The 12,414-nt window shown below is 58.4% G+C and carries 10 protein-coding genes; 1 reads left to right on the top strand and 9 read right to left on the bottom strand.

Annotated elements, in window-relative coordinates:
• Positions 1-277 precede the first annotated feature (277 nt).
• The 5 genes from DHV10_RS12155 to DHV10_RS12135 all read right to left on the bottom strand — a co-directional run bounded on the left by DHV10_RS12155 (position 278) and on the right by DHV10_RS12135 (position 3,904).
• Entirely contained in the window at positions 278-475 is a 198-nt protein-coding gene (locus tag DHV10_RS12155; RefSeq protein WP_162601464.1) for a hypothetical protein, read from the bottom strand.
• A 269-nt stretch (positions 476-744) separates the two neighbouring features.
• A complete protein-coding gene (locus DHV10_RS12150; RefSeq protein ID WP_109486649.1) occupies positions 745-1,362 on the bottom strand; it encodes a RelA/SpoT domain-containing protein in 618 nt (205 codons plus the stop codon).
• A gap of 90 nt (positions 1,363-1,452) precedes the next feature.
• Entirely contained in the window at positions 1,453-1,968 is a 516-nt protein-coding gene (locus tag DHV10_RS12145; protein ID WP_239461589.1) for an ORF6N domain-containing protein, read from the bottom strand.
• 124 nt (positions 1,969-2,092) lie between these two features.
• Positions 2,093-3,091 carry a zinc-dependent alcohol dehydrogenase family protein gene (locus tag DHV10_RS12140; protein WP_109486647.1) on the bottom strand — a complete coding sequence of 333 codons (999 nt, stop codon included), beginning with the start codon at positions 3,089-3,091 and terminating at the stop codon, positions 2,093-2,095.
• 615 nt (positions 3,092-3,706) lie between these two features.
• Entirely contained in the window at positions 3,707-3,904 is a 198-nt protein-coding gene (locus tag DHV10_RS12135) for a hypothetical protein (protein WP_162601463.1), read from the bottom strand.
• 159 nt (positions 3,905-4,063) lie between these two features.
• Between DHV10_RS12135 and DHV10_RS12130 the strand changes: the two genes are divergently transcribed.
• On the top strand, positions 4,064-4,648 hold the full coding sequence (locus tag DHV10_RS12130; protein ID WP_338042597.1) for an FmdE family protein: 585 nt from the start codon (positions 4,064-4,066) through the stop codon (positions 4,646-4,648).
• Between the two features lie 7 nt (positions 4,649-4,655).
• Here DHV10_RS12130 and DHV10_RS12125 read toward each other — a convergent pair whose 3' ends face one another.
• From DHV10_RS12125 to DHV10_RS12110, 4 genes are all read right to left on the bottom strand, one after another.
• Positions 4,656-5,372 (bottom strand): hypothetical protein, encoded by a 717-nt coding sequence (locus tag DHV10_RS12125; RefSeq protein ID WP_109486645.1) that lies wholly within the window; start codon positions 5,370-5,372, stop codon positions 4,656-4,658.
• Positions 5,330-6,853: an Asp-tRNA(Asn)/Glu-tRNA(Gln) amidotransferase subunit GatA gene (gene gatA / locus DHV10_RS12120; RefSeq protein WP_420818746.1), complete on the bottom strand. Its 1,524-nt coding sequence runs from the start codon at positions 6,851-6,853 to the stop codon at positions 5,330-5,332. Before gatA ends, DHV10_RS12125 begins: the two co-directional genes overlap by 43 nt.
• 21 nt (positions 6,854-6,874) lie before the next feature.
• Complete coding sequence (gene gatC / locus DHV10_RS12115) at positions 6,875-7,186, bottom strand: Asp-tRNA(Asn)/Glu-tRNA(Gln) amidotransferase subunit GatC (protein WP_109486644.1); 312 nt, start codon at positions 7,184-7,186, stop codon at positions 6,875-6,877.
• A 136-nt stretch (positions 7,187-7,322) separates the two neighbouring features.
• Complete coding sequence (locus DHV10_RS12110) at positions 7,323-12,182, bottom strand: choice-of-anchor D domain-containing protein (protein WP_109486643.1); 4,860 nt, start codon at positions 12,180-12,182, stop codon at positions 7,323-7,325.
• Positions 12,183-12,414 lie beyond the last annotated feature (232 nt).

Here is a 12,414-nt window from a genome sequence, read left to right as displayed (position 1 = left end):
CCAACAACCACAAGGCTGTCATCCTGAGCGCACGGGGTCCCGAACGTTTTCTTCAGTTCGGGGGTGGTAAGCGAAGGATCTGCTTTTGCTTTCGCGTGATTGGCGCAGCGCTTCCCTTCAACGCATCACGCAGCACAGCAAAGCCATTCCTCCATCGGATGGTGCTCATCCGTTATAAACGGGAATACTGACACTCGTGAGGCGTCGATCACGAAACTTTTTAGCCCATGATGTTCGAGACGACCTCACTGTCCTCATCGAGCCGGCCATTCTAATCTCAATACGAAATTGTCTTTTCGATCATTTCAATAAAGGCGCTCGTATCGAGAAAGTAGTTTGGATATGCAGTCCGAAGGGCGGCAAGAGAATCAACAGACACCAGAACCGCTTGCAGTTCGGGGTGCTCCTTCTCGATTTCCGCATAGCTCGCGTTAGCTGCTGCGACCTGGTCCTTTTTGAAGGGATAGACCGTCACAGAGAACTTCTCCGGATCAAGTACCAACAGAAAAAGCTCTGCTTCTTGAATCTCTCTGTCAGCTTGTTCTTTCGTCCACTTCGTTGCGGCTGACCAACCGCTAAGTACGTTATGAACATTCAGTTCTACATATAGACTGCGGAGCTCGGGAACGATTTCCTCCAGAGTCTCAGGCGTTCCCGGTACAGTTGACGTCCTCTCAGAGATCGCAATGGTAGACGAGGCCAGTGCGAAGAATCGTTTCCACTCTTCCGAGCCAATGTTGGACTTTAGAGCTCTCCGGAGAATGTCGAATAAGTTTCAACAGCTGTTGCCCAGTAGTGCTGGGGCTTGGACCTCAATTGAATTTCGATCCTCTGCCCGTTATAACAGGAGTGTTCTTCGGAATCGGATCTGAATCGGTAGATCAAATGCAGGCTGCGATACCCGTTAGTTTTTGGATGAGAGATGTAGTCGAAGGACTTTGAAAACTGAGGCCCTCGATTGGGGCTCTTCTTCGATGCATCTTGGAACAGTTTCTCTACCTGCCGGACCTGGTGCACGGTCTGAAGGACCGCTCGGCACCCTCCAATATCCTGCATCTGTGAGAGAGTCGGATGATGTCCCGCCTCTCGACTCAACCGGAGCTTGAGCCGAATCGAGACCAATCTTTTGAGCCTTTGAGCAATGATCGCTGAAGGGCATATGCGCTTAGCCCGTCGTTTTAGCGCCATTTTCATTTGCTGGAGGGGATAGCCATGAACTGCGCGCCAGTTGTTGACGATGTCAATGGCTTCGAAGTACTCATCTGCTCCGAGGGGGTTGTTTTCGAAGGGATTCTCGTGCGAGAGTATGTCTCCTGCTCGATCGATTTGTCCCTTGGTGTATTGGTGCTTTGCCCAAGCCATCCCCTTGATTCTCCGTCGAGGATTATAGATGCGCAAGCTTGGGGTGCCCCCACATCTCGCTTCTGAGATCTGGGATCGGCCGACTGCCCTTCATCCACTCGCGCCAAATCCGATCCGTCTTCGCGGTCTCTCCGGTGGCCTCATCAACCCTCGAATCGCATCGAAGACGATCTTGAATTGATCGTCATACTTGCTTTCCAACTCCTCGAGCCGCTTCGCTAGATCGTGATGTGTCGCGAGCAATTCACGCAGCTTCACAAAAGCCCGCATGATCGCGATGTTCACCTGCACAGCGCGCGCACTGCGAAGCACACTCGAGAGCATGGCCACACCCTGCTCGGTGAATGCATAGGGAGTTGAACGCCGCGCGCCGCCCCAACTTGAAGTCACAAATTGTGACTTCAAGTTGGCCGACTCTGCGCGCGTGAGTTGAAACATGAAGTCGGCTGGAAAGCGCTCGACATTGCGCTTCACCGCCTGCATCAGCACCTTCGGAGCCACCTCATAAAGCTCGGCAAGATCGGTGCTGAGCATCACCTTCTGTCCTCGGATCGAGAGGATTCGCCGCTCAACTCGCTCCGCCAGAATCACCAAACTTGAAGTCACAAATTGTGACTTCAAGTTGTTTGTTGAACCCTTCCGCATGAGGCCAAACTAGAACAGAGATTATGATGTTAGAAGTGCGCTCCATCACGTACTTGCATGCAACAGAGCGCAATGTTGCATGCGCTTAACGTTCATTCTGCATTTCCACAACCACCTTCCCCGTAGACCCCGCCTCCACCGCCGCGTAAGCCCCATCCAGATCAGCAGTCGTAAACCGCTCCGAATTCAGCAGCGGCCTCAGCTTGCCCTCATCCGCAAGCGCCGCAGCCTTGCGCAGAATCTTGCCATGCCGCTCCAGCCCAACACCGCTCAGCATCGGATAGAGCGTAAACACGCCTGAATACGTCGCTCCCCGGAACGACAGCGGGGCCAGCGAGTGCGTACTCCATCCCAGGCAGCTCACAACGTGTCCCGTATACCGGCGCACCGCCTTGAATGATTCGTCAATCGTCGCTCCACCCACCGTGTCGTACACGACGTCGAATCCAGCGCCGCCCGTGAACGTTTCGACATATTCGTCTACGCTCAGTGCTCGATAGTCAACCGGCATCGCGCCATACTGCTCCACCAGATGTTTCTTCGAGGATGAAACCGTCGCATACACATCTGCTCCAAACGCCCGCGCGATCTGAACGCAGACGTGTCCCACTCCACCCGCTCCGGCGTGAACCAGCACCTTCTGTCCCGCATGCACCTGGGCCCGATCCACCAGCCCCTCCCACGCCGTGATCGTGCTGAGAGGAAGCACCGCAGCCTCCCGCATCGAGAGCGTCTTAGGCTTATGCGCAAGCAGCCGCGCATCGGCCGCGACATATTCCCCGAGCGTCCCCTGCCTGCCCCCGACGCCTCCCACCATGCCGAACACCGCTTCGCCGGGCCGGAACTCCGTCACCCCCGCCCCGACCTCCTCCACCGTCCCCGCCATATCAAGACCGAGCACCGCCGGCAGAGCCTGCTTCGCATGTTCCGCCTTGCCCGCCCGGATCTTCGTATCCAGCGGGTTCACCCCGCTGGCCGCGATCCGCACCAGCACCTCTCCCGGCTTTGGCGCCGGCCGAACAACTTCAACTTCTATGAACGGCCCTCCCGAAGTCTCAACCTGCCACACGCGGTGCTTCCTCACTGTCTTCGCTCCTGAGTCTCACGTTCGCGCACGGGTACCCCAGGATTCCGTCCTCGTGCGCACCTCTGCAGTCTATTTGGTAGATCTCGCCGTGCTCGAATCGCAAGCGGTCAAGACCCCGGGAACCCGACTTGCCCTAAGCTCTTGATTCCAAAAAGAGGAAATGTCGCTACACTTTGCAGTCCAATTCGCCGGATTCGTCATACTGGGTCTATGCATCCAAAGCCGCCTGAAAATCCGCTCGGGTCGATCGACTTCTCGTTCCCTTGTCCCTTTGTCTCTCGGTCCCTTAGTCTAGATGTCCCTAAGTCCTTTGCTAGGAAGCACTCGTTGAGAAGTTAAATGGAATGATATAGTTACGGTCATCCCCCTCATCTAAGCTATTGAAACGGGGATACTTGCTCAAAAAGGGGGGATGGGGGGGCGGGGGGGTAGCAAACAGATTCGACTTGCAACGCTTTCATCCGGCTTCAACGCAACTTGTTCATTTCAGCAATTTTAGATTCCAAATTCCTTCGAATGAAGAGCTTGCGGACGTGAAATGCCGTAAGTCGCTGAAAACACGTAAGCCAGGGGGGTGGGGTGGGGTGGTCCCCCTGACGAACCGATTGCCGGTCAGTCCTCGATCCCTGTAGGTATACGGAACCGCACCGGTTGTGCCGGCTCCACGGAAACCGCGGCTTCGGCTTCGTCGATACGCCTGAGTAGAATGCTGCGGAGTTTGTTGGTGTGCTCGTCATCCAGTCCCAGATGCGAGTACTCCTCCATCACTTCAAGCGCGTAGCGAAGTTCCGTAGCAGGATCTAAACGCAAAGGAGCTTCCGTCGAAGCCCCTTCCAACCCGGGGTTTTCCATAGGTGTTTAGATGCCTTGGGGCGACAAGCCGAATCCGGCTTCTGTGGATATCCTCCCCCCCCGGCCACCCCTACGAGCAACTTGCAGATTGATCTGCCCTGCGCGAATCTGATGAAGATGATCGATTCTTTCGACACCCTTCTCCAGCGCGCCGAGGCTGCCCACGGCCACATCTGCGCGGGCCAGATCCTCGGCGTCCGCATGGCCCTACTCGGCCTCAAAACCCTGGGCATTGAAGACCCCCTGGGTGCCGACCGCAAGCGCCTCGTCGCCTTCGTCGAAATCGACCGCTGCGCCACCGACGCCATCGGCATGGTGACCGGGTGCCGCCTTGGCAAGCGCACGCTTAAATTTCGCGACTGGGGTAAAATGGCAGCCACATTCGTCGATCTCTCGCAGGATCTGGGCGCACGCATCGTCGCACTCGAAACCTCGCGCGATCTCGCTCGCGAGCTTCACCCTGAAATCGAAAGCAAAAGCAAACAGCAGATGCTCGCGTATCGCGAACTCGACGACGCGCAATTATTCCGTGTTGATCGCGTACGCGTTCACGTCGATCCATCCGAGCTGCCCGGGTACAAAGCCGATCGCGTCGTCTGCTCTCGCTGCGGAGAAGGCATCAACTTCGGCCGATACGAAGAACTCGCCGGTCAGAAGCTCTGCCTCAGCTGCGCTCATCCTGAGCTGCGCTACTGGAGCTAGCGTCAGATCAGTTCGCCTTCGCCGCTGCCGCTGCAGGCTCTGCACTATCGTCGGAGTCTTCCACCAGTACCGCTGAGCCCGGCACAATTTCGAAGCTCACAGCACCCATGCCCGATGGGTTGAACGTGACGCGAAACGGATCCCGCTGCCACCGCGCACTCGCGCAAACCGGCTCTGCTCGATTCGCCGCCTCAAATGCAGCGAGCTTTTTTGACAGTACCGGCTTTCGTACGGCGAGCTGCGCCACCACCGCATACAGGCTCTTCCCGCTCGTGGTCAGCCCGCAATACGCCGCGTAATCCCTGAACCAGCTCACCTGGCTGACCCCAGGGTCGTAGTCAGGAAGCTTCAGCGCCGAGATGTGACCGCTAACACGATCAACCAGAAGCCAAGGCCCGCGCTGCCACACCCAGCGATTCGCAGCGGACTTCTCGCCGGGCAATTCATCGTTGATGTGGAGCACGCGTCGCACCACGAAGCTGCGATCCGTCACGTCATGTGATTCGCCGGTCGTCCACTCCTTCACCAGCCCATCGACGATCAACGGCCTGATCTTCAGGGTGTTCTCGCCGACAGTTGCTCCAGCGGGATCTCCGGCTCTCGAATACGGAACGCGCTTGAACGCTCCGAGTCCAACTACGTGAACCTTGCGAGGCGCTGCGCTAAGCGAGCCCGTAATTGCTAAAATTGCGATCCACGAGGCGACTGACTTGCTGAGTTGCATGACGAACCCTGCTCCTGCACCTGCGCCGCCTCTACCGCGCGTGCTACGCGGAACGCTGTGCCTTCATTCATATGGGACGCAAGCACCTGCATCCCCACTGGAAGTCCCGCCTTTGTGGCGCCGCAGGGAACGGTGACACCGCAAATTCCGGCCAGACTTGCTGTAACCGTATAGATATCGGCCAGGTACATCGCGAGCGGATCTCCGCTCTTCTCGCCGATCTTGAACGCCGCCGTCGGCGCGGTTGGCGTCACGATCGCATCCACATCGGCAAACGCTCGCAGGAACTCTTCCGCGAGAAGACGCCGGACCTTCTGTGCCTTCAGGTAGTAGGCATCGTAGTAGCCCGCGGACAATGCATAGGTCCCGAGCATGATGCGCCGTTTCACTTCAGCTCCGAAGCCCTCATCGCGCGAGTGGCTGTACATGTCGGACAGCGTGTTTGACGAAGGAGAACGATAGCCGTAGCGAACGCCATCAAACCGCGCAAGATTGGCGCTTGCCTCGGCTGTAGCAACCAGGTAGTAGGCCGGAATCGCGAACCGTGTGTGCGGAAGCGCGATTGGCTGAACCTTGCAACCCGCAGTCTTCAACGCGGCGATCCCGTTCTCGATCTGCTCTCGTACTTCGGGATCGAGTCCCTCGCCGAAATACTCTTCGGGAACGCCAATCCGCAGGCCGTCCGCTCCCTTGTCGCTCTCTGCCGCGTAGTCCGCAACCGGCGCGGTTGAGCTGGTCGCATCGCTCGGATCCTGACCTGCGATCACGCTGAGCACTGTGGCTGCGTCTCGGACATTGCTAGCGAAAGGACCGACCCGATCCAGAGATGAGGCGAACGCAATCAATCCGTATCGAGACACGCGGCCATATGTTGGCAATACGCCGACAACCCCGCAGAAGCTTGCCGGCTGCCGGATTGATCCTCCGGTATCTGTGCCCAGCGTCGCCACTGCCAGATTGGCAGCCACCGCTGCAGCCGAGCCGCCGCTCGAGCCGCCCGGAACACGCTCCGGATCCACTGGATTCCGCACAGGTCCGTAGGCCGAGTTCTCATTGGAGGAACCCATGGCGAACTCATCGCAGTTCAGCTTTCCCAGCACTACGGCTCCCGCTGCTTCGAGCCTGGAAACCGCCGTGGCGTCGTAAGGAGGCTTGTACCCTTTCAGGATCTTTGACCCTGCCGTAGATGGAGCGCCGCGTGTGACGAGCACGTCTTTGATCCCAACAGGAATGCCCGCAAGCGGTCCTACCGGATCGCCCTTGGCGACGGCATCATCGACTCGTTCAGCCTGTGCGATAGCTCTATCGCGCGTGAGATTCAGATAGATGTTTAGAGAACCGTTGATCTGCTCGATTCGCTCGTAGTACGAGAGAGCAAGGTCCGCAGCCTTGACGCGCCGGCTGAGGATGTCTTCCCGAAGAGCAGCGAAGGTCTTCGGCTTCTCCAGGTAGTTTGATCGCTGTGTGGTTTCGCTGGGCAACGGTGACTTCCTTGGGTGGCTTTATCGCTCGATGACCTTCGGCACTCTGAAGAACGATCCATTGGAATCAGGTGCCTCGCTCATCACTTCAGCGCGGTCGAGCGAGGGTGAAATGACATCGTCACGCAAGGGACGTGCTTCAGATGCAGAATTCAATTCGCTGACTTGCGCGAGGGGTTCAACCATAGTCGTGTCGAGCTGATCCAGCTGAGCGACGTAGTCCAGGATCGCATTCAGGTCGTGCACCATGCTCCCTGTCTCCTCGGGAGTCAGGTTCAGATGGGCCAGTTCAGCCACGCGCTCGACCTCTTCTTTCGTTACGTTGGAACTCATCTTCGAAACTGTCCTGTTGAGTTTGTGCTGCAGTCTGACCGCAACCGCTCGGTTCGATCAAAGCGCTGCCTTTTGATTCAGTATATCGATTGCTGGTTCTCCTCTGGCGCGCTCGCGACAGTCCATCTGGGTGCCGCTAGTCGACGATAAGGGTTAGCGTGACTTTGTGCGAAAGCCCATTTGCGGCGGCGCTTACGTCGACCGAATAAGTCCCCGCGGGCGTCTTCTGATTGGATGACACAGGCGCGCCGCCGCCTCCTCCGCCGGATCCGACGCAGCTTGTCAGACAGAAAAGGCTTGCCGTAACGAAGAGGAGCCACCACTTCCGTCTTCTTGCTTTCAGGGCGATCGGGACCGCGACCAGGCAACTGAAAGGAAGCAGATACGGCGCGGAGTGTTTCGTGGCTGCGATGAATTGACCACCTGTAGCGATGTTGAGTGTGACGGTTCCCGTTCCGCTCGCAGGAACTAGTTCGCTCGCGGGATTGAAGCTGCACGACGAATTCACCGGTAGAGAGCCGCAGGACAATGTGAATGTTCCGGCGGATCCATTTGCGGGCGTCACAACCAGCAGATAGGTTGCGCTCTGCCCACTGGCTACCGTCTTGCTGGCTTGGCCCGAGGCCGCAATCGAGAAGTCGAAACCCATGCCGGACATTGCGACTTCGGCTGGTGCGGCCAGTGCCCGACTGGACACCGAGAGATTTCCGCTTTGTTGGCCGGCGATCGTTGGTTTGAAAATGACCTGCACGTTACAGGATGCTGCTAAATCGAGACCCGCTCCGCACGTGGTCGAAGATATCTGAAATCCAGCGGATGCTGTGAATGTCAGGTCCGAAAGGGCAACAGGACCGGTATTCGTTACAGTCACCGTACGTGAGGCACTCGAGATCCCGACTCCCGTCGTGGGAAATGTCATGGAACTCGGTGATACCTGCACCGCTCCGGCAGCGCCTCCGATGCCGAGCAGGGAGGCAATCGCAGTGTCTGGATACGCGGCAGAGTTCACAGAGAGCGTACCGCTGACTGTACCGTTAACTGTAGGCGTGAATAGCACTCCGACAGAGCAAGTCGCACCTGCACCCAGGCTTGCACCGCACGTGTTCTGAGTCAAGCTGAATGGCGGCGAAACAGCAACCAGCATCTGAGTTGCAGTGACCTCGCCATAATTGGTCACAGTCGCCGCTTGTGCTGAGGTCGGCCGGCCCAGTGCATATTGAACAAAGCTGAGCTGTGATGGATTGATGACAAGTTTCGAGTTGCCCTGCCCTAAGCCAGTCAGGGTCACCTGCGCTGAAGAGACGCCAGGCGTGGATGAGGAAACTACGAGCGTAGCGGTGAGTTGGCCGGTCTGCACAGGCGCAAACGTGAGCTGAACTGTGCAACTGCTGGCAGCCTGCAGAGCATCACCGCAGGTACTCTGGCCCCAGGAGAAGCTCGAAGCGGTCGAGCCGCTAATCTGAAATCCCACATTCGAGATCGGCACGCTTCCTGTATTGGTGATCGTAAGAGGCATTGGCGAGCTTGCCTGTCCGACAACGATTGTGCCGAAGGAAACTTGAATTGAGCTGACCTTGAATGAAGGCGCAGCGACTGCGGTGCCGGACAATTGGACGGTCTGGGACCGGATCGCGTCGGACACAGTTAAGGTGCCGAGAATGGAGCCGGGCGTGGAAGGCGCGAAGCTCACGCTGATGCTGCATTTCGAATGAGCCCCAAGCGAACCGGAACAGCTATTTGTGGTGTGGTACCCGTCTGTGGCAGAGACGCCGATAGTGTTCAGAGGCATATCGCCGGTGTTGGACAACTCAACGACCTGAGGCGTTGATTGCTGCCCGACGGCGGTTGTCGAAAAGGCGAGTGATGAAGGCGTAAGGGTGTCCGTTGGCGCAGCAGCCCCGCTGCCTTTGAGGTACACAGACTGTGTGCCCGCGTCGTCAGAGACTGTAAGCGTGCCAGCTGCCTGTCCCGCCTGAGTCGGAGTGAATGCGATTGAGAGCGCGCAGGAGCTGTTGGCTGCAAGCAAAGTGCCGCACGGATTCGCCGCCACGCTGAAGGGAGCCGTGGCAGCGATATTGGCGAGTGCGACCGGGCTGGTGCTCGCGTTCTGAACAGAGACGGTCAGGATGCTCGAGGTTTTGGAAATGGCTACCTGCCCAAAGTCGAGCATTGCGGGTGAGAGCGTCACTGGTGCGGCTGCCGTGCCTGTACCGGCCAGTGCAACGCTTAAATTGCCGCCCGAGACATTGCCACTGATGGTCAGGTTTCCTGCCGCAGGTCCGAGCTGAACTGGAGCGAACGAGACTTGGATGGTGCAGCTTTGGCCCTCGTTCACCGACTTGCCGACGCAGTTGTCAATTGCGTTGAATGGAGGCTCCGCCACGACGGACGAAACCGCCAGCGCGATTGCGCCATTGTTCGTCAGTGTGATCGTTTGAGGCGGACTGGCGCTGCCTGCGGACTGAGGAGCAAAGGTGAGCGAAGTAGGATCCAGCGATGCGCTTGTCTGCTCTACGTTTGCTGTCCAGAGAGGGATCTGCCAAATTCCGCGACCATAGGTGCCGGCTACGAGGACGTGTGGAGATATGCCACCCGGTGCAGCACTAAGTTGAGTCACCGGCGCATACGGAAGCCCCGTTCCGAACAGCGACCAGCAGTTGCTTGCACCGTCGATGCACGCGCCGACCTGACGGGTCGAGTAGACGCCTGCATCTGTGGCGACGTAGACAGTACTCGCGTCTTGCGGATCGACGACCACGCTGTTTGCGGGGGAACTACGGAGATTGGAAACGATCTCGTACCAGTGCGCTCCACCATCCACCGTTCGGTAGACGGTGCAAGTTACGTGAAAGATATCGGACATACCAGCAACCGTCGCGTAAACAGTGTTCCCGGACGGATCATGCGGGTCGACATAGATGCTGGAGACGTCGCGCGAATAGTGATTGAACGAGAGTGGGCTGTTCGCCACCGGGTTAAGCGTAAGATCAGTCCACTGCGGCTGTGAGGAAGCATTGGGGACGAGTGTTGCCTTGAGGATGTGCCCTCCGAGGATGGCGCCGCCGTTGAGTGACCCGAACATTCCGACGTAGATCACTTCACCTCCGCCGGAGATTGGTAATGCTGCGATCGAACGAACGAGTGCGTCACCGCTGCAGTAGGTCCTGCCGGAGATGCCATCGAGGAAGGGGCTGACGGCATTGGCCGAGGTCCAGGCCGTACCGTCCGCAGGTCCTCTCCAAATTCTGCAAGTGCCGAGAAGTATCTGGGAGGAGTCGAGGGGATCGATGATGAAGGGCGCCGGGGTGGTCATCGTGTAGCCATCACCAGCGACATCTGCGTTGTCGACGACGGGAACGAATGTGTCCGCAGTGCAGTCTGCCGGTTGCGAGCAGCGATGGATCGCTACACCTGCGCTGCTGTTCACGTACCAATTCGTCGGATTAGCGGGATCGATCGCGATGGGTCCTCCTTCGCCATTGAGAACCTGCGGCCAGATCTCTGTGGGACCGGACGTGTTCTTCACGCCGGCCGTGCCGTTGGCACCGAAGCCAGCCATCATCGTGTATGAAGAGGTGACGACTTGGGAGATGCTATCGACTTCTGCGAGCGAACCTAAGCCTCCGTTCAGGTTCTGAAAATGAGTTTGATCGTCGGATGAGCAAACGGAGCCCGCTTCGGCAATACCGTCAAGCGAGCGCCATAACCCACTGTCATTGCCGAGGAGGATTTCCTGCGGATTGCTTGGATTCCAAGCGAGCGCATGCTGATAGGGCGCGACCTGCGCGCTCGCGCAGGAGTAGGCATTGGTTGTATTTCTCCAGGAGCAGCCCATCGCCAGACTGCAGCGCCACAAGTCGTTCGCTCCAGCGAGCAGGATGGTGTCCTGCGCGGACGGGACTGCGGCGAGTGCCAGGTCGTAGTCGCCGTTCGAGATGGTGACGGGTCCTAGAGCTGTGCCAGTCTGGAGTGGTGCGGTGCTCCACCGTTGCGCAAAGGCGACATTCTGGTTGCTGCATGCTCCACCCGACAGGGCGCAGGTGTCTTGCCAGAGGCCCTGATCCTGGTTGTACAGGTCGACGCTCCAAGCGAACGTGTCGCCAGAGACCGGATTGACGGCAAGCGCGCCTCGGAAGATGGGGCACGCGATCGAGCCGATGCTGCCGAGGTTAGACGGGCAGAGCTGGGCAGTCAGAGAGGTTCCGGGCTGCGCTGCCATGCGGGTCCACGTGATTCCATCGGCAGACTGATAGTAGCCGTGGAAGCGAACGGCTGCGATGAAGAGTTGGCGGATGGGGTTCCAGACGACGGCTGTGGCGGAGTTACCGTTTGGGCCGGCGAAGAGACTCATGGGACCCTGAACGTCTTTACCGGGGCCGTCCGTGATTCGAGAGAGGGACCACGTTGCTCCGGCGTCGGTCGAGTAGTAAAGGCCGGCGTAGCTCTTGGTCTGGAAAGGTGCGTTGACGAGCAGGCCTTCGTAGGATTGTGCGACGGCAGCCACGACGAGTTGAGGATCTGTGGTGCTCCAGGCAAAGCGGGCAAATCCTTCACCCATGAAGGAGAATTTCTGATCGGCGGTAAGGGGAATGGCACTCCAGGTGGATCCGTTGTCGGTGGAGCGGAGGATCCCGGAACCGTAATAGGAATCGAGAGCGTCGTTCGGGTCGCCGGTGCCGGCGAGGATGACTCCGGTGCTGCCCGGTTGAACGGAGACGGCTCCGATGCTGATGGAGCCGAACCGCAGGCTATCGAACGGAGAGGATGCGTCGGTCAGCGGGCTGAAGACGACATTGGCGGACGAAGCGGCATTTTGAGAACTCCAGACTCCACCACCTGTTGTGCCGATGAATACATGGTTTCCGGTTGGGTCAGCAGGGTCAATGGCAATCGAGGTTACGCGTCCTGAAACGAGACCGAATCTCGGAGTGGATATCGCCGTCGGGCCGAGCGGCTGCCAGATGGCAGTCGATGCTGGTGCGGACTGGACTTTCATCTCTGCTTCGGTTCGAACGGGCAGAAAACGCTGCGCCGCTCGACTCGGCCAGGAGCGGCTTTGGAGGAAGCGGCGCGCATGGGCCACCCGGGGTGGGGTAGCCGGGGGTTGGGCTGCAGTGGCGCAGATGCCAGAGAGACAGCAGAGTCCGAACGAGAGTCGCAGAATCTGTCTGACGCCCTGCACAACAGCCGAGATGGTCACGCGCTTCTGGCTCCCACACTGGTCGTCC

The sequence above is a fragment of the Occallatibacter savannae genome (assembly GCF_003131205.1).
GTDB classification, from domain to species: Bacteria; Acidobacteriota; Terriglobia; order Terriglobales; family Acidobacteriaceae; genus Telmatobacter; species Telmatobacter savannae.
The sequence above is the reverse complement of the archived record's forward strand: the minus strand, read 5'-3'. Positions and strand labels throughout refer to the sequence as shown.

What these genes read in the sequence shown, in the direction of transcription:
- gatC (WP_109486644.1), bottom strand. Translation starts at nt 7,186, where the DNA reads ATGAGTTCCAACGTAACGAAAGAAGAGGTCGAGCGCGTGGCTGAACTG.
- DHV10_RS12130 (WP_338042597.1), top strand. Translation starts at nt 4,064, where the DNA reads ATGATCGATTCTTTCGACACCCTTCTCCAGCGCGCCGAGGCTGCCCAC.
- DHV10_RS12125 (WP_109486645.1), bottom strand. Translation starts at nt 5,372, where the DNA reads ATGCAACTCAGCAAGTCAGTCGCCTCGTGGATCGCAATTTTAGCAATT.
- DHV10_RS12110 (WP_109486643.1), bottom strand. Translation starts at nt 12,182, where the DNA reads ATGAAAGTCCAGTCCGCACCAGCATCGACTGCCATCTGGCAGCCGCTC.
- DHV10_RS12150 (WP_109486649.1), bottom strand. Translation starts at nt 1,362, where the DNA reads ATGGCTTGGGCAAAGCACCAATACACCAAGGGACAAATCGATCGAGCA.